Source organism: Nocardia sp. CNS-044, assembly GCF_059570515.1.
On the sequence record NZ_JCANSX010000005.1, the window covers coordinates 223,576 to 247,205 of the forward strand.

Here is a 23,630-nt window from a genome sequence, read left to right on the forward strand (position 1 = left end):
ACCCCATCAACGTGCAGAACGCGAGCAGAATCGGAACATCCGGAAAATGCCGACACCGGGCGGATCGAATCAACTTATTCACCCCAGGGAAACCATGACAACCCTGCAGGCAATTTCTCAGGGTCCGAGTATATGGCCGTCAAGCCCTTCCTCAGAATTTCCGGAGCGACGCGAGACTTCCCCGGAAATCTTCTCTCATGTGCAACCTCATAATAAGAAACCATCGAGTCGTCGAGCGAGTCACCACAAGAACAGAACTGCCCACCATTCCCCCATACAACCAGCGTACCGAAGCCGGTATTCAGATCGACACCGACTCCTACATTTGCGACATGAATCCCGCCCGAACCGATTACGAATATCGAGCCAAAATTTCGAGTTGGATCAGCTGCTTGAATCAAGTAGTCGACGATGGCCGCCAACTCGTCTCCTGAGCGTGCGACAACGGGCGTTTCACGATGCTCCGGCAAGAACCCGAATTCTACGGAATAGGGCATAGTCACCAATCGATTCTGACGTGCCTATCGTGCGATACCCGAGTAAACATTGGCGCCACCACGGCAGGTCCGGCGGAGCGGATCATGAGTTGGCGGTTGCCCTCCTCCAAATCGGTAGTCCTCGCCCATGACCCGTATCCACTGCGCAGCGTTGACCACAGAGATCATTCCCCGCTCCCAAAAGCACGACCGTTTCTGATGTCTTCTATCAGCCGTCGGTAGTAGCGTCCGGCTTCGTCGACTCGCGCTCGATCGTCCGAACGGAGATTCCGCCTCTCGTCCGCGAGCAGCTTCTGCGCCGCCAGTGCCGCATCGATTACCGCTCGGTCCGGCTCTTGCTTCTTGTACTCCGCCGAGATACGCGCGCTGTACGCGCCGACAGCCGAATTGATGAGATCCAGCACGGCTTCATACGCGGCGACATCCATGGTGTGCCATTCGTACGACGGAAGTGCACCGGTTACCGAAGACTTCCAAGGCTGCTCGTCCTGCCCGGTCATATGCGTCCCCCAACTTCCCGGGACACCGGCTCGCGGCGCGCCCAGCGTCGATCCTACTGTCCGCCTTGCATTCGTGCCGCTGGCGCACTATCGGATCAGCTGAGAAGGGGGATTGCCCTGGCTCGGCGTCTGCGCGACGCGGCGGATCCGGAACGGGTGTTCGTGTCGGATCTGGCCCGTCGGCTGCGGTTGGTCGACGACGAGCCGGTTCCCACCCGCCGATAGCGGCGGATCATCGGTTACTGCTCGTCTCACCCCTGGTGGGAAAGCGCCGAACTCGCGAGCGGTTCCTCGACGAATCGGGACGCCCGCGCACCGGACTCGGCTGCGGTGAGATCGAGCGACCGATACCATCGTCCGGACCGTCCGCGTGCGACGGTGACCCCTCTACTCGGATCGTCCGGCACGTTCCTGCCGGTGAAGGGATGTGATCTGCCGTGGCTACGGTGACCTTCGAGCGGGCTACCCGCCTCTATCCCGGCGCGACCAAACCGGCCGTCGACGAGCTGAATCTGGAGATCGCCGACGGCGAGTTCCTGGTGCTGGTCGGTCCGTCCGGCTGTGGGAAGTCGACCTCGCTGCGGATGCTCGCGGGGCTGGAGGAGGTGAACGGCGGGCGCATCCTGATCGGCGCGAACGACGTCACCCACGCGGAGCCGAAGGAACGCGACATCGCGATGGTGTTCCAGAACTACGCGCTCTACCCGCACATGACGGTCGCCGAGAACATGGGCTTCGCGCTCAAGCTGGCCAAGGTCGCCAAGGCCGAGAAGGACCAGCGCGTGCTGGAGGCGGCCAAGCTGCTCGACCTCGAGCCCTACCTGGACCGCAAGCCGAAGGCGCTGTCCGGCGGCCAGCGGCAGCGCGTGGCGATGGGCCGGGCGATCGTGCGCCAGCCGCAGGTGTTCCTGATGGACGAACCGCTGTCGAACCTGGACGCCAAGCTGCGCGTGCAGACCCGCACCCAGATCGCGCAGTTGCAGCGGCGGCTCGGCACCACGACGGTGTACGTCACCCACGACCAGGTCGAGGCGATGACCATGGGCGATCGCGTGGCGGTGCTCAAGGACGGCCTGCTCCAGCAGTGCGCGACCCCGCGCGACCTGTACCGGGATCCGGCCAACGCGTTCGTCGCCGGTTTCATGGGCTCGCCCGCCATGAACATGTTCACGCTGCCGGTGTCCGACGGCGCGGTGGCGCTGGGCGGGCACGCGCTGCCGGTGCCGCGTTCGGTGTCCGACGCCGCCGAGGGCAAGGTCGTGGTCGGCATCCGCCCCGAACACTTCGAGCTCGGCAACGGACTCGGCAAAGGCATCGAGATGGAAGTGGACGTGGTGGAGGAGCTCGGCTCCGACGCTTACATCTACGGCCGCACCATCGCCGAGGGGCAGATCAACGGTGCCGGGGAAACCATTGTGGCGCGGGCGGATTGGCGCAACCCGCCCGCCAAGGGCACCCGCCTGAAGCTGTCGACCTCGCCGGAGCACACGTACTTCTTCTCCGCGGCCGACGGGCGTCGCCTGAACTGAGTTCCGGGGCAACCGCCATTTCTCCTCCGTCGGTGGAGAAATGGCGGTTGCGCTGGTCTGGGGGGCATATCGATCTTCGACAGCCGCCTTTCTCTCCGGTCGGATTCCACCTCGGTTCCGGCGCCCGACGCGGCGCGTCCTCCGATGGGCCGAATCACGGTCCTACTCAGAGCGTTCGCGCCGCTTCCGGAGGTAGTCCTCGTTCACTCGGATTCCGAGTTCCTCCAGTTCGATTTCCTTGCCTGTCGCGCTGCGCACCTCGACGCGGACCGGCGCGCCGGTCGCCTCCTCCACCAGCAGCAAGGGGGCCGGTCCCGGCTGCAAATAGGCGTCGCCCCATTGCATCAGCGCCAAGACGGCGGGAAGCAGGTCGCGGCCCATGGGGGTCAGCACGTATTCGTGGCGGGTGCGTTTGCCTTCTTCCTGGTACGGCTGCTTGGCGAGCAAGCCCGCCGCGGTGAGTTTGCGCAGCTGGGCGGCGGCGGCCGCGTCGGTGATGCCGACCCGGGCGGCGAAACCGTCGAAGCGCCGGGTTCCGTAGTAGGCCTCGCGCAGGATCAGGACGGCCGAGCGCGTGCCGACGAGGTCCATCGCCTTCGCGATCGAGCAGTCGACGGCCTGCCACGAGCTGAGATCGGCCAAGGGTCCTTCCATCACGGCTGCCATGACGCACAGCATAGCGATTACTGGCTTGAGTCGACTATATCCAGGCGTTAACCTGACTATAAGACGATGGAGCCAGGGTGAAGAAGCCCTGGTCACAGGAAGGATCCACCATGAGAGACGCGGTGATCGTCGAAGCGGTGCGCACGCCGATCGGCAAGGGGAAACCGAATGGGGCGTTGCACGACGTGCACGCGGTGGACCTGCTCGCGCACAGCCTGCGCGCGGTGGTCGAGCGCAGCGGTATCGATCCCGCGCTGCTCGATGACGTGATCGGCGGTGTGGTCACGCAGGTCGGCGAGCAGGGCGCGAATGTGACGCGGCGGGCGGCGCTGGCCGCGGGCTACCCCGAATCGGTGCCCGCGACAACGGTGGACCGGCAGTGTGGCAGCAGCCAGCAGGCCATCCACTTCGCCGCGCAGGGCGTGATGGCTGGCGCGTACGACATCGTGGTCGCCGCAGGCGTCGAGTCGATGGGCCGAATTCCGATGGGCGCCAACCTCGTCGGTTCCGAGGACGTCTCGGGCGTGGCGTTCGCCGAACGCTATCCGGAAGGTCTTGTACCGCAAGGCATCAGCGCGGAACTCATCGCCGCGAAGTGGGGACTCACCCGCACCCAGCTCGACGAATTCGCGCTGACGAGCCACGAAAAGGCCGCCCGGGCAACGAAGAACGGCCTGTTCGCCGCCGAACTCGCGCCGATCAACGGACTGGAAACCGACGAGGGCATCCGCGTCGGCAGCACCCTCGACACCCTCGCCGGACTGCGACCCGCCTACTACGACCCCGCCATGGCCGAACGCTTCCCGCAGATCGGCTGGCAGATCACTGCCGCGAGCGCCAGCCAGGTCAGCGACGGCAGCGCCGCGGTGCTGATCATGACCAGCGAACGCGCCGAGCAGCTCGGCCTGCGCCCGCTGGCCCGCCTGCACAGCTTCGCAGTCGCGGGCGACGACCCGCTCATGATGCTCACGGCGGTGATCCCGGCGACCCGAAAGGTGTTGCAGCGGGCCGGTCTTCAGCTCTCCGATATCGACCTCGTCGAGATCAACGAGGCGTTCTCGCCGGTGGTGCTCGCGTGGGCGCAGGACACCGGGGCGGATATGTCGAAGGTGAACGTCAACGGTGGGGCGATCGCGATCGGTCATCCGTTGGGCGCCTCGGGAGCCCGGCTGATGACGACACTGGTGCACGCCATGCGTGATCGCGGGGCGCGGTACGGGTTGCAGACGATGTGCGAGGCAGGTGGGCTCGCGAACGCGACCATTCTCGAGCGGTTGTGAGCGAGAGTGGGCGCCCGGTTCCGCCGGGCGCCCACTCTCGGCACGATTGGTGGACGAGCTGGTCGGAGCCAGGATCTAGCCGACCACGAGTGCGACGAGGCATCCGAGTAACCAAGACTCGATGACCAACGGGACCGCTACCAGTGGCGTCCATCCAATGGGCCTGCTGCTGCGCAACTTCGAGACGACCATCGCCGCGGCCGCTGTACCCGCCGCGGCGATGCCCGTCCAGGCGAGCGCGTAGGCGACCGGTAGATACCGCTGTTCCTCGTCTACGAGGAAGTCGTACAGCGGGACGAGAAGTGCTGCTGCCCAGCCGACTCCGAGGGCGATCAAGGTGGCGAGGGCGGCACGCACCAGGTCTCCCAGGTGCCTCCCCAACGCCGAGCTCATACGCCCAGGGTGCCCGCACAGGTGCCTGGACAATCGCGCGCAGGTCATCGCTTGCCGTGCCGACCGGCTTGCCGGTCGATATCCGCGACGCCGACGCCCGTACCCTGGCGAGCGATGACTGCCGCCACCTTTCCCGAGCCCGTCGTCTACGCGATTCCGCTGCGCACGCGGTTTCGCGGGATCACCGTGCGGGAGGGGATGTTGATTCCCGGGCCGCTGGGCTGGGGGGAGTTCTGCCCGTTTCCCGAGTACGACGACCGGGAGGCGGCGGGCTGGCTGGCCACGGCATTGGAGCAGGTGACGGCCGGTTGGCCGGAGCCGGTGCGGGAGCGGATTCCGATCAATTGCACGGTGCCCGCGGTCGATCCGGAGCGAGCGCATGGGATCGTCAGTACGTCGGGATGCCACACGGCGAAGGTGAAGGTCGCCGACCACCCGGATTCGCTCGCCGAAGATCTGGCACGGGTCGAGGCGGTCCGCGACGCCCTCGGGCCGAGCGGCGGGATTCGGGTGGACGCCAACGCGGTGTGGGATGTAGACACCGCGATCGCGCATATCGCGCGAATCGACCGCGCCGCAGGCGGTTTGGAATACGTGGAGCAACCCTGCCGCACCATCGAGGAACTCGCCGCGGTGCGCAGGAAGGTCGACGTGCGCATCGCCGCCGACGAATCCATCCGGCGCGCGGAGGACCCGCTGCGCGTCGCCGTGGCGGGCGCGGCCGACGTCGCGGTGTTGAAATGCACACCGCTGGGCGGAGTTCGGCGCGCGCTCGAGGTCGCCGCGGCGGCCGGGCTGCCCTGCGTCGTCTCTTCCGCCCTGGAAACCAGCGTCGGCCTCGGCGCGCAGCTGGCGCTGGCCGGTGCCCTGCCCGAACTCGACTTCGCCTGTGGACTCGGCACGATCTCCCTCTTCGAGGGCGACGTAGTCACCGAATCCCTGCGTCCGGTAGCCGGTTTCCTCCCCGTCCCGCGCACCCCATCTACACCGGACCGCGACCTTGTAGACCGCTACCGCCACCCCGACCCCGAGCGAGTCGCTTGGTGGCACGCCCGCTACGAGCGCGTCCGCGCTTTGCTTCCCTGACGAATCCTGCTCGGCCCTTCGCCGACCCTGGCCATCAAGACCACCAATTCTTTATCGACCGTGGTCGAACGATTCTGACGCGCGAGAGAAGGCGGTTTCGGCGGCCCCGAAAGCAACCATTTCACTACCGTCGATTGCGGACGCCGCCCGCTCAGCCGAATCGGACGCCGCAGCTGAGCATTGCGGTTCGCAGCACTAGGGCCGCTTCGGGACCGATGACGCCGTCCACCAGTTCGAGGTAGCGGGTGCAGAATTCGGGGCCGTGGGGGGCGACTTTGTCGGCGGCGGGTTCCAGATGGTGGGCGAGTTCGTGCAGCACGACCAGTTCGCGCAGAGCCCACGCGGTGCCGCCGGTGTGCAGCGGCACCGCGAGGACCGCGTCGGCCGCTTCGTAGTGAGCGGCGGTCGCTCCGGCACGCGACCGCACCCGAACCGGCACCTCGGCTCTATCCCATTGGGCCCGAACCCAATTGAGGGCGAGCACCTTCTCAGCATAGGTCTGGACCGACGCGACTGAGGCGAAACGGCGTTCGATCGGCAGCGTGATGTGCGAGCCGTAGAGCTCGACCGTTCGGCTGCCGTGCTCGTCGGCCCGATCGAACATCCCGCGAACCAGCTGCTCGGCGTCGTAAACCTTGGCGCGCTGCACATCTCGCACACTCATCGCCGCGGAACCCGTCGCCGCCTACACCCCACCCGATGGTCCACGCCTCCGCTACGCCAGTCCTGGGTCGAGCCGAAACCTCCCCTACTTCGTACGTTCCAGCGCTTGCCCGATGCCACCGGACGAATCACCCTCCCGCGCCCGAGGACAACTGCCCACGCACCCCACCCAATTCCGTCGACGTCCCCAACCGCGCCGCCTGGCCAGCGCGATCACCAGCGCGCCGGGCGGCTGCCGAGTGCCCGGCCGACGCCTGCGGACCGCGCCACGTTCCGCGAGCCTCCGAGGTGCTGGTGTAGAAGTCGGCGAGTTCGAGTTCTTTGTCGCGCAGGGCGAGCGCGGTTCCGGCGGCTGCGGTTTCCGGCGCCACCGCTTCGGCTTCCACTTCCGATTTCACCTCGGCGAGCCGGCGGCCGATGCGCGCGGCGAAGGCCATCTGGAAGTTCAGCCGGGCGGTCACCGGCGCCGCCGGGGCTTGGACGCGGCGCTGTACCGTGCGGCCCCAGCGCTTTTCGCTGACGACCTTCTCGACGGTCGCCGAACGGTACTGCCCCGTCTTTATGTAGTAGTCGGACGCGCGCACCATCTGGACGAGCAGGCTGGCGTAGAGCGCCTCGCAGGTGTCGATGTCGGTGTCGAAGCCGTAGGCGTAGACCTGGGTGGAGGTGCGGGCAACATCGCAGCGCACGTCATTGGCGTGCGCGATCGCGACGAACAGCTGCACGTAGGTGCGCAGCCCTTTCTTACCCGGCTCGCCGATCGGGATGACCCGCTGCACCGGCGTCGGCCTGCGCTCGCGCCCGGCGATGTGCGCCCGCGCCACCGCGAGATCGATCGAGGAACGGGTGGCCAGCCGCTGCGCCGCGGCGAGGAACGCCTCGGCCTCGTGCTCGTTGTCGGTGGCCTCGGCCTTGCGCAGCAGACCGCCGATGCGTGTGAGCATCCGATCGGGAACCGCATTCGGCGAAGTCATCGGCAGCCAGAGTAACCGCGGGCCCCGACACCGTCCGCCCGCCGCCCACCCCGCATGCGGGTCAGCCACCGCGTCCCGCCGTGCTCGCCAAAGCCCGCCACCCACCCCGCGTGCACACGGGCCCGCCACACCCGCCAGAATCCGCCGCCCACCCCTGCACACGGGCCAGCCGCTCCCCCGCACTCGCCGGAGCCCGCCGCCCGCCCCGCACACTTCGGCTGCGCGGAGAACCAGCCGCGCTCGCCCCACGGACTGTCTCCGCACCGCGAACGTGAGCTCGGCATCTTCCGAGCCGCGCAGCCGGACACGGCGGCCACGCACAGCCGCACAGCACCGCCCCGACATCCTCCAAGACCTGCGCATCTGGACCGCTCTTCGGGCGTGGCGGGTGAACACCATGTATCTTCCGTTGTGCAACCGGCAGGGTGTGCTGCTGCTCACGTCGTACCCATGGAGTGTTCGCGATGGCTTTGAAGAAGGTGTCGTCCCTACGTTCGTCGCTCGTACCGAGGGCTGCGCTGGCGGCCGCCTCGGTGGCGCTGCTGACGGCGACCTTCACCAGCGCGTGCTCCAGCGACAGTGGCGGCAACCCGACGAGCCAGAACCTCACCGGCCGCGGCCCGATCACCTACGTCGAGGGCAAGGACACCACCGAGACCGGTGTGGTCAAGCAGCTCATCGAGCGCTGGAACGCCTCGCACCCCGACGAGCAGGTGACGTTCAAGGAGCAGTCGAACGACGCCTCGCAGCAGTACGACGACCTGGTCGAGCACATGCGCTCCAAGCAGTCCAACTACGACGTGGTCGCCCTCGACGTGCCGTGGACCGCGGAGTTCGCCGCCAAGGGCTGGATCCAGCCGCTGAAGGACTCCTTCGCCATCGACACCTCGACGCTGCTCTCCCCGCCGGTCGCCAGCGCCACCTACAACAACACGCTGTACGCCGCGCCGCGCAACACCAACGGCGGTCTGCTGTTCTACCGCAAGGACCTGGTCCCGAACCCGCCGAAGACCTGGGGCGAGATGCTCGGCCAGTGCCAGATCGCGCGCGACAACAACATCGGCTGCTACGCCGGACAGTTCGCGCCCTACGAGGGCCTGACGGTGAACACCTCCGAGGTGATCAACGGTTTCGGCGGCACCTTCGTCGGCGCGGACGGCAAGACGCCGACGGTGGACAGCCCGCAGGCGCGCGCCGGTCTGAACACCCTGGTCACCGCCTACAACAACGGCGACATCCCGAAAGAGGCCATCACCTTCAAGGAGCCGGAATCGGCCAACGCCTTCACTCAGGGCAAGCTGATGTTCCTGCGCGCGTGGCCGTCCACCTTCGGTGACGCGGGCGCCGAATCCTCGCTGGTCAAGGACAAGTTCGCGGTCGCGCCGCTGCCCGGCGAGAACGGGGTCGGCGCCTCGACGCTCGGCGGCTACAACGCGGCTATCAGCGCCTTCTCCAAGAACAAGGCCACCGCGCTCGACTTCCTGCGCTTCCTGATCAGTGAGGACGCTCAGCACATCATCGCCTCGGGCGCCCTGCCCTCGGTGCGCGCCTCGATGTACGACGACCCGGCGCTGATCGCCAAGATGCCGTACCTGCCCGCGCTCAAGGAATCGATCGCCAGCGCGGTGCCGCGCCCGGTAACCCCGTTCTACCCGGCGGTGTCCAAGGCCATCCAGGACAACGCCTATGCTGCCCTGACCGGAAACAAGTCCGTCGACGACGCGATCGTGGGGATGCAAAAGGGCATCGAGACCGCGGGATCGTAATCGATTGCGCAACGGACCCGACCTACCCGTAGGAGAGAGATAACGGTGTCGGATCCTTCGGGAGCGGCCACACGCGTGCCGAGCGACGAATTCCTTCCGCGCAAACGCGGTTTCGGTGCGAGCCTGGCCTGGGAGCTGCGCCGTTCCGGCAAAGCCTGGGTGTTCGTCGCGCCGGTGCTGGTCGCGCTGGCGGTGGTCATCGGCTATCCGGTGTTCCGCGCGCTGTACATGTCCTTCCAGAAGGACTCCGGGCTCGACCCGAGCACGGGCATGTTCGTGGAAGGCGGCAACGCCGGATTCTCGAACTACACGCACTGGCTGCTGCAGCAGTGCAGCCTGCCGACCGGCGAGACCATCGCCTGCCCCACCGGCAATCTGGGTTCGCAGTTCTGGATGGCCATCGGCGTCACGCTGTTCTTCACCGTGATCACGGTGGCGCTGGAGGCCGCGATCGGCCTCGCCATGGCGATCGTCATGGGCAAGAGCTTCAAGGGCCGGGCGCTGCTGCGCGCGGCGGTGCTGATCCCCTGGGCGATCCCGACCGCGGTCACTGCGCGGTTGTGGGAGTTCATGTTCCAGTACGACGGCGTGGTGAACCGGGTACTCGGCACGCACATCCTGTGGACCTCGGATCCGTGGGCCGCGCGGTTCGCGGTGATCGCCGCCGACGTGTGGAAGACGACGCCGTTCATGGCGCTGCTGCTGCTCGCCGGTCTGCAGGTGATCCCGAACGACGTGTACGAGGCGGCCAAGGTCGACGGCGCCTCGGCCTGGCAGCGGTTCACTCAGATCACCCTGCCGCTGCTCAAACCCGCACTGCTGGTGGCGATCCTGTTCCGCACCATGGACGCGCTGCGCATGTTCGACCTGCCCGCCATCATGACGCTGGGCAACCCGTCGACCCGCACGGTCTCGATCCTGGTCGTCGACCAGGTGCGCCAGGGTCCGAACAGCGCGGCCGCCCTGTCCACCATCACCTTCCTGCTGATCTTCGCGGTGGCCTTCGTGCTGGTGAAGATCCTCGGCGCCAACGCCGTTCGCACTCAGGAGGCCCAGCGCGAGGGGAAGGTGCGCGCATGACGACGAGTGATCAGGTGCGCACCCGCGAGACAGGAGGCGCGCCGATGGCGACCGAACCGACCACCGTCCGGCGCGCACCGTGGACCAAGCGGCTCGGATCGGCGCGCATCTACCTCGGCGTGCTCGTCGTGCTGGTGTGGGGGCTCGGTCCGTTCTACTGGATGGCCGTCACCGCGTTCCGCGATCCGGTCTACCAGTTCGACAACACGCCGTGGCCGACGCACGTCACGCTGGAGAACTTCCGCAACGCGTTCGACACCAGCCGCGGCAACGACTTCGGCAAGGCGCTGATCAACAGCGTGATCATCGGCGCGTGCACCACGGCGATCGCCCTGGTGATCGGCATCTTCGCCGCGTACGCGCTGGCCAGGCTGACCTTCCGCGGCAAGTACGTGGTGGCCGGGCTGATCCTCAGCGCCTCGATGTTCCCGGTGGTCGTGCTGGTGACGCCGCTGTTCCAGCTGTTCACCAACCTGGGCTGGATCGGCGAATACCAGGCGATGATCATCCCGAACATCTCGTTCGTGCTGCCGATGACCGTCTACATCCTCGCCTCGTTCTTCACCGAACTGCCGTGGGAATTGGAAGAGGCGGCCCGCATCGACGGCGCGAGCAAGATGCAGGCGTTCCGCCTCGTCATGCTGCCGCTGGCCGCGCCCGCCGTGTTCACCACCGCCATCCTGGCTTTCATTGCCGCGGTGAACGAGTACCTGCTCGCCCGGCTGCTCTCCAGCGACCAGACCGAGCCGGTGACCGTCGCGATCGCCCGCTTCTCCGGCAACAACCCGCTCGTGCAGCCCTACGCCGCGATCATGGCGGCAGGCACGATCGTCACGATTCCGCTGGTGATCATGGTGCTGCTGTTCCAGCGCCGCATCATCTCGGGTCTGACCGCGGGCGGCGTCAAGAGCTGAGTTGTTGGCGCGCTGGCGCGCGCGTGTTCGCTCGTCAGGCTCGCTCCCGAGGGGGCTGGTGGGGCTGGATTGTTTCGTTGGGTTGGCAGTTTCAGCCGCTTGAAAATGGGGCGGCGTCGAGAGCTGAGTCTTTGGCGCGGGGGTTCGCGGGCCGCGGGTTGGCCTGTGGAATTCGGGTTACTTTGTCTAAGAAGCGGAATGCTGTGGACTGTGTGCGGCATCGAACCGCGTGGGCGGGGTAAAGTCCGGTCATAGTTCGGTTCGGCGATCGTTGTCAGTGCAGGTGGGTTCGACCGACGCTCCGGGAGGAGATGATCGTGAGCTCGTTCGGCAAGCGACGCGGCAAGCGCGGTGCCGGGGGCAAACCATCGCAGGCGGCACACGCCTCCATCGCGGGCTTCCGGGAACGACGTAGAACACCGCCGCCCCGCGAGCGGAAAGCGCTGGCGCCCAAACCATCCCGGCCCACCGCCAAACCGACGCCGGCGACGGATCCCGACCGGCCGCCGCGCAGCCGCGCCGAACGTCTCCGTCGGCTCGCGCTCGCCCTGTTCATCCTGTTCGTCGCGGTACCCTCGCTGCTGTTCGTGCTGGTGTACTGGAGCGCCGAGATCCCCGATCCGGCCGCGGTGCAGACCAATCAGATCGCCACCATCCTGGCCTCGGACGGCAGCACGGTGATCGCCAAAGTGGTTCCGCCGGACGGCAATCGGAGTCCGGTGCCGCTCTCCGAGGTGCCCGAACCGGTGCGCGACGCGGTGCTCTCCGCGGAGGATCGCGATTTCTACACCAACCCCGGCTATTCGACGTCGGGCTTCCTGCGCGCGGGCCGGGACAACCTGTTGGGCAAGGAGGACGCGGGCGGCGGCTCGACCATCACCCAGCAGTACGTGAAGAACGCCTTCCTCGGCTCGGAACGCACCCTCACCCGCAAGATGCGCGAGCTGATCATCGCGGCCAAGATGGCACGGCAGTGGAGCAAGGACGACATCCTCGCCGCCTACCTCAACACCATCTACTACGGGCGCGGCTCCTACGGTATCGCCGCGGCGTCGAGGGCGTATTTCGGCAAGCAGCCCGCGCAGCTGACGCTCGCCGAGGGCGCGGTGCTGGCCGCCCTCATCCGCACGCCGTCGATTTTGGATCCGGAGACGCACCTGCCGGAATTGAAGGCGCGCTGGCAGTACGTGGTCGACGGCATGGTCGAGATGGGCGTGCTCGCGCCGGGCCACCGGGACGCCACCGTCTTCCCGACGATCCTGCCGATCACCGACATCCCCGACGCCAACGCCGCCCGCGGCCCCGAGGGCTTGATCCGCACCCAGGTGCTTCGCGAACTGCGCGCGTCCGGCATCAGCGAGCGCGAGCTCAACACCGGCGCACTGCGGATCACCACCACCATCGACGCCAGGGCCCAGCAGGCCGCGCTCACCGCCGTGCACGACCGGCTCGGCCCGCAGCCGCCGCACTTGCGCGCCGCGGTGGTCTCGATCGACCCGCGGTCCGGCGCGGTGCGCGCCTACTACGGCGGCGAGGATGGCATCGGCTACGACTTCGCGCAGGCGCCGCTGCAGACGGGGTCGGCGTTCAAGGTCTTCGCTGTCATCGCCGCGCAGCAGCAGAGCATCCCGCTCACCCGCGTGCTGGACAGCTCGCCGGTGACCGATCGCGGCACCAGGATCACCAACGTCGACGGCGAATCCTGCGGCAAGTGCAGCATGGCCGAATCGCTGAAGCGCTCGCTGAACACCAGCTTCTACCGGCTGACCATGTCGATGCTCGGCGGGCCGCAGTCGATCGCCGACGCCGCGCACCAGGCGGGCATCCCGGAGGAGATCCCCGGCGTGGCGGGCAAGACCCTCACCGAGGACGGCGGCCCTCCGCTCAACGGCATCGTGCTCGGGCAATATCTGGTGCGCCCGATCGACATGGCCTCGGCCTACGCGACCATCGCGGCCTCGGGCATGTACCACCAGCCCTACTTCGTGCAGCGGGTGGAGACCGGTGACGGGCGGGTGCTGCTCGATCGCGGCGCGCCCGAGCAGCAGGTCGGCGAGCAGCTGCCGCCGGGGGAGCAGCGGATAAAGCCGACCATCGCGGAGAACACCATCGCCGCGATGATGCCGATCGCCGCCTATTCCAACGGGCACGCGCTGGCGGGCAATCGACCGTCGGCCGCGAAGACCGGCACGACCCAATTGGGCCAGTCCGACCAGAACAAAGACGCCTGGATGATCGGATTCACGCCCTCGCTGTCCACCGCGGTGTGGATCGGCAGCGAGCAGTCGCAGCCGATTCACACCGCGCGCGGCGCCGACATCTACGGTTCGGGTCTGCCCGCCGACATCTGGAAGCAGATGATGGACGAGGCGCTCGCGGGCACGCCGATCGAGCAGTTCCCGATCGCACCCGCGGGCGGTCCGGCGGGTGGGAACCAGCAGCAGCCCTCGGGCAATCCCTACGACATCTTGAACCCGAATCCCGCTCAGCCGCAACAACAACCGCAGGAGCCGTCGATCGTCATCCCGCCCGCGCCACCGGAGCCGCGGCAGGTCGAGATCTTCCCCGGACTGAGCGTTCCGGTGCCCGGCTGACCCGCCTCCGGCCAGGTAACTGTGACCGAACCCATCTCGAGTCGATCTTGTGACCTAGCGTGCCTCCGGGGAACGCATGACATGGCAGCATCGTTTTGCCAGAGTGAGAGCGCGACCGAGCGGCGCCGAGGTGAACATGGGGCGACGCCCGTCCCACGGCGACGATGCGGAAGGATATGCGCTCGAGCGACGACGGCAGCGGCGCGAGCGACCGGCCGAAAGGCGGTAGCCTGCGGACCAACTACAGGGCCCGGAAGCGCCGCCAATTGAAAACAGACTAGACATAGGGGCTACGCCGGTGGATTTCAATGTCGTTGACCGTCCCGAGACGCTGGTGGCGGGCACAGTACTTCGCAGCCCGGCGCTCGCGGTCGAGGGGCCACGCCGCGCGAAGGTGGAGGAAGCGTGGAAACGCATCCTCTCGCGCCGCCTACCCGGGCCCCCGACCACCGCCTATGTCGACCACGCGCCGGAGATCAATTCGTATCTGACCCACATCGTGGGCTACCGCTGCCGCAGCCTCGACGACCTGCTGCCCGGCGATGTGCTGGCCAGGGTGCCCGCCGGTCGCTTCGCCCGTTTCATCGCGAGCGGCGACGATCTCGGCGATACGATCGTCAGCATTTGGCGGGCGGTATGGGATGCCGAGGCGGCGGGCCGACTCGTGCGCTCCTATTCCGGCGATTGGGAGCACTATCCCGACGACCGCACCGCCGAAGTCTTCGTGGCGCTGGCCGACGAACCGAGCGACGGGTAGGACAAAGCAGTGGATTTCGAGATCGTCACCTTGGATGAAGGCTTGGTCGCCGGACTGACCATCCCGCTGGCCGGCCGTGAGGTGGCCGCCCGCGACCTGGACCTGGTGAATTTCACCTGGGACCGCTACCTCGCCAGGGAGAAGAACGTGCCGCGCGTCGCGGCCTACATCGGCCAGAACGACCACGCCGTCGCCGTCCTCGGCTACGAGGTCGCCTCGCTGGACGACCTGGACCAAGGCGACGTCGTGACCCGCATCCCGCACGGCCGCTACGCGAAGTTCGTCGTCTCCGACAAGCCCTACGACCTGCTGCGCACCGCGTGGGCGCAGGTCGCCAAGGCCGAGAGCGCGGGCATCATCACCCGCTCCCACACCGCCGAGATCGAGCGCTACACCGGCCCGACCTCGGTCGAGGTCTACGTATCGCTGGACTGAGTCCGGCTTCGACGCGGCGTGTCCGCGGCCCGTCTCGATCGGGTCGGGGCACGCCGCTCGCGTAGTCCAGCCGACACCTCTCACCGTGTCGGCCGCACCTCACAGCACCCGTGAGACCTGGTACGCGACCCCACCCTCGATCAGGTATCCCGAGCCGACGCAGACGATGTCGTTCAACCAGGCGTACTCCTTCGCGCCGGTCTCGAACATGGGGGCCGTGCGCCAGTAGTACTCGGCAGGGTCGACCTGACGACTCTTGACCGGGTCGGCGATGTCCGCGCGCAGTTCGGCCGGGACGATCCAGCGACCTCCGTAGGTCATGTGCACCAGAGCGCCGTCATCCGTGCGGAGTGTCAGCCGGACATCCAGCGACATGCCTCCGTCGGAACGGAACAACGCCCAGTCACCGCCGCCGGGCAGCACCTCCCCGCGTAGCGCGGGGCCCGAGAACGACCCGCCCGCCGCGCCGAAATAGACGCGCTTGCCGAACGGGCCGTCACCGATGGTCAGCCGTGGGGCCAAATCGACCGCCATGTCGAAGAGGTGCGTCGTCGCGATCTCGTCGACGGCCTTCAAGCGCGCGTCCGACCTCATGTCATCACCTGTGCGAGTAGTCATAAATTTAAACGTACGACCTATCGTATGCTTAAACAAGGCATGGCATGATGAAGACGATGAGCGAACTCGAGCAGCAGCACAGCGCACGCGGCGACTTCCGTTCGCCGGAACGACCGGAGCCGGTGATCACCGATCAACGCCTTCTGCGCGGCGCGCAGACCAGACGCACGATCGCGCGCCATGCCGTCGACGTCGCCTCCCTCGAAGGGCTCAACGGACTCAGCCTCGGCAGGCTCGCCACCGATCTAGGGCTCAGTAAAAGCGGTGTCCAGACGCTGTTCGGAACCAAGGAGAACCTGCAACTCGCCGCGATCGACAGCGCGCGAGAGCAATTCGTCGACGCGGTCGTGCGACCGGCCCGCGGCGCGGCGCACGGTACGGCGCGACTGCGCGCGCTGATCGAACACTGGATCGATTACGCCACGGCACCGCTCTTCCCCGGTGGCTGTTTCCGAGCGGCCAACATCGCCGATTTCGACAGCAGGCCGGGCCCGGTCCGGGACGCGCTCGTGCGCGATCAGACGGCGTGGGTCGATCTGCTCGCGAGCGAGTTGCGCATCGCGGCGGACGCGGGCGAGATCGCCGAGCTGGACGCCGATTTCGCCGCCTTCCAGATCGACGCGGTGCTGTGCGCCGCGAACACGGCGATGCGCCTCGGCGACGCGGACGCCGCGCACAAGGTGCGCCGGGTAGTCGAAGGATTCCTCGCGCCCCCACGCTGAATATCACGGAATTCGACTGCGGCACAATGGCTCCCGCAAACGGCGAAGCCGGTCGCAGAGTTGATCTCCGACCGGCTTCCCTGAGGCCGAAGCGGACCTGTGCAGTCCGCACCCGCGTGCTCAGACCGTCGCGTCCTGAGCCGCGGCGGTCACGACCAGGCGGCGACGCCGGCTCGGCACCATCAGGGTCGGGTGGTTGACGCTCCACGCGGCACCCTTGCAGATCAGCTCCTTCACGCGCGCGCCCTTGCGGCCGACATCGACCTTCGAGGTCGGCTGATCCTCCTTGGTCACCTTCTGCACGATGGCGTCGTGGCGGCCGAGGCTGATGCACTGGCTGTTGTAACCGATCGGGGCGTCCGGGACCGCACGTCCGGTCAGCCGGGCGGCAATGGCATCGGCGCCCAGCCAGGCCATCGGGGAGGCGGTGGCGCAGCCCATGCGCAGCGTTTTGCCGCCCACTCCGGCGGCGTATGCGGCATCGCCGACGGCGTAGACGTCCGGGTGCGAGACCGAGCGCAGGGTGGCGTCGACGACGATGCGCCCGGCCTCGGAGACGGTGAGCGTGCTGGCGGCCGCGATCGGGTGCACGGCGAAACCTGCTGTCCAGACGGTCATCCGGGCCGGAATCTCCGCACCCGATCTGGTGACCACGCCGTCCCCGGTGACGCGGGTGACGTCGGCGTGTTCGTGCACGGTGATGCCGAAACGCTCGAAAGAGGCGCGCAGGTGAGTCTGCGCCTTCTCGTCGAGCCAGTCGCCGACGCCGCCGCGCGCCGCCATGGCGACCTTCAGATCCGGGCGCGCTTCGGCGATCTCGGTCGCGGCCTCGATGCTGGTCAGGCCGCCGCCCACGATCAGCACGGTCTCGCCCGCCACCAACTCGTTCAGGCGCTCCCGCAACCGCAGTGCGGCCGGCTTGCTCGCCACATTGTGAGCGTGCTCGGCGACGCCGGGCACGCCGAAATCGGCGATGGTGCTGCCCAGGGCGTAGACCAGGGTGTCGTAGGGCAGCGTCTCGGCGCCGTTCTCGCCGATCAGCCCGACGGTCTTGCGATCCGCGTCGACCGAATCGACCCACGCGATTCGCACCTGAACACCGGTGCCCGCGAACACCTTCCGCAGCGGGCGGACCGGCAGGTCCTGACCGGCGGCGAGCTGGTGCAGGCGGATCCGTTCGACGAAATCGGGATCGGCATTGACCAGGGTGATCTCGATGTCGTCGCGGTGCAGTCGCTTGGCCAGGCGGCCGGCGGTGATGGCTCCGGCGTACCCGGCTCCGAGGACGACGATGCGGTGCTTCATGGTTTTGCTCCTGTCTCGGTGGGTTCGATACCTGAACCGGACAGGGCTACGAATGCTGACAACTACCGACTGTGATGTGGGTCACCACAATTCGGGCAGCGGCGCTCCCGGCGCGTAGGCGGCCCACTGGCGGTTGGCATGTGCCAGCTTGTCGGGGTTGACGTGGGCGTGCACGGCGGCGATGCCGTCGACGGTGACGTGCAGGACCACGATGCCGACGACCCGATCCTCCGACACCAGCACCAGCGCGGGCATGCCGTTGGCGATGGCCGCGAACATCTCGGGCTTGCCGCCGAGCTTGTCCCACGTACGGTTCGAGGGCTTGATCGCGAGACGCACGAACCGCGCGATCCGCTCCGCGCCGAGAAGCGGCCGGCTCAGCGTCGCGATGAATCCGCCGCCGTCGCCGAGGATGGAGGCATCGTCGGTGAGCAGTGCCACCAGCGTCTCGGTCTGTCCACTGACCGCTGCGGCCAGGAATTCCTCGACGATCCGTCGAGCGGCGGCCTCGTCGACCTCGATGCGCGACCGCTCCATCGAAAGGTGCTGTTTGGCACGACGATAGACCTGCTGGCAGTTGGCTTCGGTGATGTCGAGCAAACCGGCGATCTCTTGGTGCGGGTAGCCGAAGGCCTCGCGCAGCACGTACACCACGCGCTCCTTGGCGGTGAGCCGCTCCATGAGCGTGAGCATGGCGATCGATACCGATTCCCGCTGCTCCACGGTGTCGGCCGGACCAAGCATCGAGCCGCCCGCCAGCACCGGCTCCGGAAGCCATTGCCCCACATAGGTTTCCCGGCGGGCGCGGGCCGAGCTGAGCTGGTTGAGGCAGAGATTGGTGAGCACCTTGGTCAGCCACGCCTCGGGCGTCTCCACGTACTCGCGGTCGGCGGCCTGCCAGCGCAGGTACGTCTCCTGCACCGCGTCCTCGGCATCACTGGCCGAGCCGAGCAGGCGATAGGCGATCGCTTCCAGGCGGGCCCTGGAGCCTTCGAACAGATCGGCCTCGCGCGTGAGCAACATGCCGCCATCGTCGGCCATGCGGACCGGGCACGTCCACCCGCGCCCGGCCGGACCTTCGAATCCGGGCAGGAACTACGCGACCTCTCCGCGGAGTTCGACTGCGACACAACGGATCCCGGAAACGGCGAAGCCGGTCGGAGAGTGGTTCTCCGACCGGCTTCCCGCGTCGACGAGTAGGACTTACTCCGCGTCGATGATGAACGCTTCCAGCTGGGCGCGGGCGACGTCGTCCGCGAGCTGCTTCGGCGGGGACTTCATCAGGTAGGCCGAGGCCGGGATGACAGGTCCGCCGATGCCGCGGTCCTTGGCGATCTTGGCCGCGCGCACCGCGTCGATGATGATGCCCGCGGAATTGGGCGAGTCCCACACCTCGAGCTTGTACTCCAGGTTCAACGGCACGTCGCCGAAGGCGCGACCCTCGAGGCGCACGTAGGCCCACTTGCGGTCGTCGAGCCAGCCGACGTGGTCGGACGGGCCGATGTGCACGTCGTTGGCGCCCAGTTCCTTCTTCAGGTTGCTGGTGACGGCCTGCGTCTTGGAGATCTTCTTGGACTCCAGGCGCTCGCGCTCGAGCATGTTCTTGAAGTCCATGTTGCCGCCGACGTTGAGCTGCATGGTGCGGTCGAGCTGCACGCCGCGGTCCTCGAACAGCTTGGCCATCACGCGGTGGGTGATGGTCGCGCCGACCTGGCTCTTGATGTCGTCGCCGACGATCGGGACGCCCGCGTTTACGAACTTCTGCGCCCACACGGGGTCGGAGGCGATGAACACCGGGAGCGCGTTGACGAATGCGACGCCCGCGTCGATGGCGCACTGGGCGTAGAACTTGTCCGCCTCTTCCGAGCCCACCGGCAGGTAGGACACCAGGACGTCGACCTTCGCGTCCTTCAGGGCCTGCACCACGTCGACCGGCTCGGCCTCGGAGAGCTCGATGGTCTGCGCGTAGTACTTGCCGATGCCGTCGAGCGTCGGGCCGCGCTGCACGACCACGTCGGTCGGGGGCACGTCGGAGATCTTGATGGTGTTGTTCTCGCTGGCGAAGATCGCCTCGGCAAGGTCGAAGCCGACCTTCTTGGCGTCCACGTCGAACGCGGCGACGAACTTGACGTCGCGGACGTGGTACCGGCCGAACTTGACGTGCATCAGACCGGGCACGGTCGAGGTCTCGTCCGCGTCCTTGTAGTACTGCACGCCCTGGACCAAGGAGGAGGCGCAGTTGCCCACGCCCACGATGGCCACGCGAACTTCGGTGGCGTTCTCAGCCGTATTGATGTCACTCATGGCCGATGGTTCCCTCTTTCTGTGGTGCCGCCTTCGTTGATTGCTCCGCCGCAATCAACTCGTTGAGCCAGCGCACTTCGCGCTCGCTTGATTCCAGACCGAGTTGGTGGAGCTGGCGGGTGTAGCGATCCAGCGACCCGCTGGCCCGTTTGATCGCTTCCCGCAATCCCTCTCGGCGCTCCTCGACCTGCCGGCGCCTGCCCTCCAGGATTCGCATCCGCGCTTCCGCGGGAGTGCGACTGAAGAACGCCAGGTGGACGCCGAAGCCGTCGTCGGTGTAGTTCTGCGGTCCGGTGTCGGCGAGGAGCTCGGTGAAACGCTCCCGCCCCGCCGGGGTCAGCTGATAGACCCGTCGCGCGCGGCGCATGGTGACGCCCGCGACGTTCTCCTCCGCGATCAGCCCGTCCGCCTGCATGCGCCGCAGCGTCGGATAGAGCGACCCGTAGGAGAAGGCACGAAACGGCCCGAGCAGACCCGTCAGCCGCTTGCGCAGCTCGTAACCGTGCATGGGCGCTTCGAGGAGCAGCCCGAGAATTGCCAGCTCGAGCATCGGGCGTCACCCCCTGACTGTTGTGCAGACCTAACCAATGGATGCGACTTCCGAGTATATCGCGCCGATATAACCGGGCACAGCGATGGGCGATACATGCGGTGTGTGCGCAGGTCAGCGACCGGGCGGGCGGACTTCCAACGGTTCGCCGTCGAACAGCACGGTCATGAAGCCGCTCTCGTCGACCTCGTTGCGGACGAAGATCTGCACGCGCGGCTGGGCGTTCTTCTCGGCTTCGCGCTCGATGCTCACGTGCGAGATGGGACTGCCAGGCAGCAGCAACGACTGCGGGGCTCCCGCGAGCAGCCGGGAGACGACCGGCAGGTCGATGGTCGCGAGGTCGACGGTCGGGGTGTCGAGCTTGCGCGCCTGCGAACTGCTGGAGGCGTCGAACTCACCGTCGAAGTGGAAGTACTGCGACCTGTTGTTCACGTTGCGATAGAAGATCGCGTACCGCGGATACACGGTGAGATCGTCGACCACCGTGTCGCCGAACTCGGCGCGGTACCGATCGATGAAGTAGGCCAGGCCGGGGCCGGTGGTCAGGTCCGGCAGCGGATCGGCGGCGACGCGATCGGCCCCGCCGCGGCCGACGCAGCCGACGAGCGCGCCGAACAGCGCGGCCGCGAGCAAGATCGCCGCGGGCAACCACCACCCGCGGCGGCGTCCGCCACGCACGACCGGCGCGTCGACCAGGTCGCCGGGGATCTGCAGGTCGGCGATCAGCTTGTCCAGCTCGCCGAACGACTGCGCCTTCATCGCCGCCTTGGTGCGGGCGGTGTGCTCCTGCTCGGTGAGCTGGCCGTCGGCGAGTGCCGCGTCGAGCAGACCGCACACATCGGCGCGATCGGTGTCGCGGGCCCGCAGCCGAGCGGTGTTCGACGCCATCCCGCCCCGGTTCATCGGACCTCCCAGACCTTCAGCACCTCGCCCGCGGGCGTGAGCACGACGCGACCGTACTGGCCGCGCTCGTTCTTCACTCGAATCTCGACCAGCGGCCGACCCGGCGCCGTGCCGGAATCGTCGGCGGAGACGTCGATCGAGTCGACGACGCCGTCGGGCACCTTGGTCAACCTGGGCGCGTCGGCGAGCACCTTGCCGATCGCCGCGACATCGAGAACGGCCAGGTCCACCGTCCGGGTGTCGGGATCGCGCGTCGTGACGGTGTCGTGCCGCCGCTCGAATCCGCCCCAGTAGTCCCAGTCGACGGACCACCGCGGGCCCTCCGGCGCGACCCGCTGCACCGAGGCGAAATTCTGGTGCAGCGCGAGTTCGTCGACGATGGTGTCGCCGAACTTCTCGCGATACCGGTCGCGGAACAGCGTCATGCCCGCGACCGTGTCGAGTTCGGGCGTCGGCAGCACCAAGGGCTGCACCGGATTCGGATCGAGCGTCTGGCGAGACGTCGCCGTCACCCCGGCATCGTCGCGTCCCGCGGCGACGTAACCCGCCCACACGCCGAGCACCGCCGTGACACCTACGGCGACGCGGAACAAGAGCCGACGGCGCGACCGCGGTGGGGTGGGCGACGGCGCGGCGGCGCGCTGCAGATCCGCGACCAATTCCGCCAACTCGGCGAGCGTTTTCGCCTCCGAGGCGAGTTCGGTCGCCGCCTCGTGTTCCTCGGCGCTGAGCTGCCCGTCGCCGAGTGCGCTGTCCAGCGCCCGAACGGTGTTGGCGCGATCGACATTTCGCGCCCGGGTGTGACCGGCGTAACCCGCACGGGATCGACCACGTCGCAACGGTTTCCGTGACACGCCGCGTGGCGTCAGATCTCGCGCGGCCGCCGGGACCTGGAGATCGGACGTCAAACGCGCCAGCTCACCGAGTGTTTTCGCCGCGGATGCCTTGGCCGTTCGCTCGCGATACTCCTCGCCCCCGAGCTGCCCCTCCGCATAGGCCGCGTCCAACACCCCGCACGCATGGACTCGATCGATGTCTCGCGCTCGCATGCGCCCGTCATTCCCGGTGGACACCACCGAATCGTAGACGGCCCCGACCCTCGCCACCGGCGAAATCCCTATCGACGAAGGCCGGTGCGCCGCCCGAACCAATGCCCCGCGCGGCCTAGATAAGCCCGGTGGACCGAGGCGCTCGCGCCCGCGCCCCGCTACTCTGGTTGGCGTGCGAATTCAGCGGCAGGTGGTCGACTACGCGCTCCGGCGCCGGTCGCTGCTGGCTGACGTCTATGCGGGCCGGGTCGATGTCGCCGAGGTGTGTGATGCAAATCCCTATCTCCTGCGTGCGGCGAAGTTCCACGGTCGGGGGAGCGAGGTCACGTGCCCTATCTGCCGGAAAGAACAGCTCACCCTCGTATCCTGGGTCTACGGCGACGGCCTAGGACCGGTGGCTGGTTCGGCTCGCACACCCGAGGAGCTCACGCGCCTCGCCGAGACTCGCGAGGAGTTCTCGGTTCATGTCGTCGAGGTATGCCGCAGCTGCAGCTGGAATCATCTGGTGCAGTCCTACGTGCTCGGCAACGCCCCGGCGCCCACGCGTCGCCGTACGGGTACCCGAGCGAACCGACGTACCGCCGCCGAGTGATGTGCCTGGTCATCTGCCCGTTGGGTGACATGCGGAGCCCACACGTGTCCGCTGCGGTGCCCGTGACCGCACCGAGCCAGCCTGACCGATACGAGTTATGGAGATCTTGTCAGTGAATTCGCCTTACGAGACTTCCCCCTACGGCGATGAACCGCACGGCGGCCGTACTCAGCGAAGTTCACAACCGGCTCCGAACCCGTCACCAGGCCAGCGCCAAGCGCCGCCGCCCGGTTTCCGTCCGCTACCGCCCCCGGGCGGTCCGCGCCCGGGTGGCCCGCAGGGCGGCCCGCGTCCCGGCGGTCCGCAGGGTGGACCCAACGGTGGCGCGCGCGGTCAGCAGCCGCCGCACCGTCCCGGCCCGCCGCCCCAGGGCCGTCCTCCGCAAGGTCGTCCCCCGCAGGGTCGTCCGCCGGAGGGTCGTCCGCAGCCGCCCGGCGGCGCCGCGGGCGCGAC

General features: G+C 67.7%; 24 protein-coding genes. 11 read left to right on the forward strand and 13 right to left on the reverse strand.

The features are described 5' to 3' along the window. Positions 1-74: 74 nt before the first annotated feature. Positions 75-497 carry an Imm1 family immunity protein gene (locus T333_RS02100; protein WP_496424116.1) on the reverse strand — a complete coding sequence of 141 codons (423 nt, stop codon included), beginning with the start codon at positions 495-497 and terminating at the stop codon, positions 75-77. Between the two features lie 164 nt (positions 498-661). Next, on the reverse strand, positions 662-997 hold the full coding sequence (locus T333_RS02105) for a hypothetical protein (RefSeq protein ID WP_354998427.1): 336 nt from the start codon (positions 995-997) through the stop codon (positions 662-664). Positions 998-1,434: 437 nt separating this feature from the next. Between T333_RS02105 and T333_RS02110 the strand changes: the two genes are divergently transcribed. Further along, positions 1,435-2,526, forward strand: coding sequence for an ABC transporter ATP-binding protein (locus T333_RS02110; RefSeq protein WP_354998426.1), 1,092 nt, complete (start codon positions 1,435-1,437; stop codon positions 2,524-2,526). 162 nt (positions 2,527-2,688) lie between these two features. On the opposite strand, the gene T333_RS02115 is transcribed toward T333_RS02110, so the two are convergent. After that, positions 2,689-3,204, reverse strand: coding sequence for a winged helix-turn-helix transcriptional regulator (locus tag T333_RS02115; RefSeq protein ID WP_496423531.1), 516 nt, complete (start codon positions 3,202-3,204; stop codon positions 2,689-2,691). A 98-nt stretch (positions 3,205-3,302) separates the two neighbouring features. Here T333_RS02115 and T333_RS02120 point away from each other — a divergent pair, with 98 nt between their 5' ends. After that, positions 3,303-4,472, forward strand: coding sequence for a thiolase family protein (locus T333_RS02120; RefSeq protein ID WP_496423532.1), 1,170 nt, complete (start codon positions 3,303-3,305; stop codon positions 4,470-4,472). 75 nt (positions 4,473-4,547) lie between these two features. On the opposite strand, the gene T333_RS02125 is transcribed toward T333_RS02120, so the two are convergent. Then, entirely contained in the window at positions 4,548-4,865 is a 318-nt protein-coding gene (locus tag T333_RS02125) for a hypothetical protein (RefSeq protein ID WP_496423533.1), read from the reverse strand. Positions 4,866-4,979: 114 nt separating this feature from the next. Here T333_RS02125 and T333_RS02130 point away from each other — a divergent pair, with 114 nt between their 5' ends. Continuing rightward, on the forward strand, positions 4,980-5,951 hold the full coding sequence (locus T333_RS02130; RefSeq protein ID WP_496423534.1) for an o-succinylbenzoate synthase: 972 nt from the start codon (positions 4,980-4,982) through the stop codon (positions 5,949-5,951). 151 nt (positions 5,952-6,102) lie between these two features. Here T333_RS02130 and T333_RS02135 read toward each other — a convergent pair whose 3' ends face one another. Then, positions 6,103-6,615, reverse strand: coding sequence for a TIGR04338 family metallohydrolase (locus T333_RS02135; RefSeq protein WP_496423535.1), 513 nt, complete (start codon positions 6,613-6,615; stop codon positions 6,103-6,105). Positions 6,616-6,742: 127 nt separating this feature from the next. Further along, complete coding sequence (locus T333_RS02140; RefSeq protein ID WP_357252753.1) at positions 6,743-7,588, reverse strand: DUF2786 domain-containing protein; 846 nt, start codon at positions 7,586-7,588, stop codon at positions 6,743-6,745. Between the two features lie 464 nt (positions 7,589-8,052). Here T333_RS02140 and T333_RS02145 point away from each other — a divergent pair, with 464 nt between their 5' ends. From T333_RS02145 to T333_RS02170, 6 genes are all read left to right on the forward strand, one after another. Then, on the forward strand, positions 8,053-9,354 hold the full coding sequence (locus tag T333_RS02145) for an ABC transporter substrate-binding protein (RefSeq protein ID WP_354998419.1): 1,302 nt from the start codon (positions 8,053-8,055) through the stop codon (positions 9,352-9,354). A gap of 45 nt (positions 9,355-9,399) precedes the next feature. Continuing rightward, positions 9,400-10,434, forward strand: coding sequence for a carbohydrate ABC transporter permease (locus tag T333_RS02150; protein ID WP_496423536.1), 1,035 nt, complete (start codon positions 9,400-9,402; stop codon positions 10,432-10,434). Positions 10,435-10,478: 44 nt separating this feature from the next. Further along, on the forward strand, positions 10,479-11,348 hold the full coding sequence (locus tag T333_RS02155) for a carbohydrate ABC transporter permease (protein WP_354999008.1): 870 nt from the start codon (positions 10,479-10,481) through the stop codon (positions 11,346-11,348). Positions 11,349-11,659: 311 nt separating this feature from the next. Next, the gene (locus T333_RS02160; protein ID WP_496423537.1) at positions 11,660-13,942 is read left to right on the forward strand and encodes a transglycosylase domain-containing protein; all 2,283 of its coding nucleotides are present in this window, start codon (positions 11,660-11,662) and stop codon (positions 13,940-13,942) included. 298 nt (positions 13,943-14,240) lie between these two features. Further along, a complete protein-coding gene (locus T333_RS02165; RefSeq protein ID WP_067786843.1) occupies positions 14,241-14,699 on the forward strand; it encodes a GyrI-like domain-containing protein in 459 nt (152 codons plus the stop codon). 9 nt (positions 14,700-14,708) lie between these two features. After that, positions 14,709-15,134, forward strand: coding sequence for a GyrI-like domain-containing protein (locus T333_RS02170; protein WP_067786841.1), 426 nt, complete (start codon positions 14,709-14,711; stop codon positions 15,132-15,134). Positions 15,135-15,233: 99 nt separating this feature from the next. On the opposite strand, the gene T333_RS02175 is transcribed toward T333_RS02170, so the two are convergent. Continuing rightward, positions 15,234-15,728, reverse strand: a complete 495-nt coding sequence (locus T333_RS02175) for a DUF3237 domain-containing protein (RefSeq protein ID WP_354998416.1) — start codon at positions 15,726-15,728, stop codon at positions 15,234-15,236. An 80-nt stretch (positions 15,729-15,808) separates the two neighbouring features. On the opposite strand from T333_RS02175, the gene T333_RS02180 reads away from it, so the two are divergent. Next, complete coding sequence (locus T333_RS02180; protein WP_357252741.1) at positions 15,809-16,474, forward strand: TetR/AcrR family transcriptional regulator; 666 nt, start codon at positions 15,809-15,811, stop codon at positions 16,472-16,474. Between the two features lie 120 nt (positions 16,475-16,594). Here the strand turns inward: T333_RS02180 and T333_RS02185 are convergent, their stop codons facing one another. From T333_RS02185 to T333_RS02210, 6 genes are all read right to left on the reverse strand, one after another. Beyond that, positions 16,595-17,779 (reverse strand): NAD(P)/FAD-dependent oxidoreductase, encoded by a 1,185-nt coding sequence (locus tag T333_RS02185; RefSeq protein ID WP_496423538.1) that lies wholly within the window; start codon positions 17,777-17,779, stop codon positions 16,595-16,597. Between the two features lie 81 nt (positions 17,780-17,860). Then, positions 17,861-18,802 carry an RNA polymerase sigma factor SigJ gene (sigJ, locus tag T333_RS02190; protein WP_496423539.1) on the reverse strand — a complete coding sequence of 314 codons (942 nt, stop codon included), beginning with the start codon at positions 18,800-18,802 and terminating at the stop codon, positions 17,861-17,863. A 180-nt stretch (positions 18,803-18,982) separates the two neighbouring features. Then, positions 18,983-20,083, reverse strand: coding sequence for an inositol-3-phosphate synthase (locus tag T333_RS02195; RefSeq protein ID WP_496423540.1), 1,101 nt, complete (start codon positions 20,081-20,083; stop codon positions 18,983-18,985). Then, positions 20,076-20,633, reverse strand: coding sequence for a PadR family transcriptional regulator (locus T333_RS02200; RefSeq protein WP_067786837.1), 558 nt, complete (start codon positions 20,631-20,633; stop codon positions 20,076-20,078). Before T333_RS02200 ends, T333_RS02195 begins: the two co-directional genes overlap by 8 nt. A gap of 114 nt (positions 20,634-20,747) precedes the next feature. Next, a complete protein-coding gene (locus T333_RS02205; protein WP_496423541.1) occupies positions 20,748-21,536 on the reverse strand; it encodes a DUF1707 SHOCT-like domain-containing protein in 789 nt (262 codons plus the stop codon). Further along, the gene (locus tag T333_RS02210) at positions 21,533-22,609 is read right to left on the reverse strand and encodes a DUF1707 SHOCT-like domain-containing protein (RefSeq protein WP_357252731.1); all 1,077 of its coding nucleotides are present in this window, start codon (positions 22,607-22,609) and stop codon (positions 21,533-21,535) included. Before T333_RS02210 ends, T333_RS02205 begins: the two co-directional genes overlap by 4 nt. A 148-nt stretch (positions 22,610-22,757) precedes the next feature. Here T333_RS02210 and T333_RS02215 point away from each other — a divergent pair, with 148 nt between their 5' ends. Then, positions 22,758-23,177 carry a DUF5318 domain-containing protein gene (locus T333_RS02215; RefSeq protein ID WP_162272772.1) on the forward strand — a complete coding sequence of 140 codons (420 nt, stop codon included), beginning with the start codon at positions 22,758-22,760 and terminating at the stop codon, positions 23,175-23,177. The last annotated feature ends 453 nt before the right edge of the window (positions 23,178-23,630 follow it).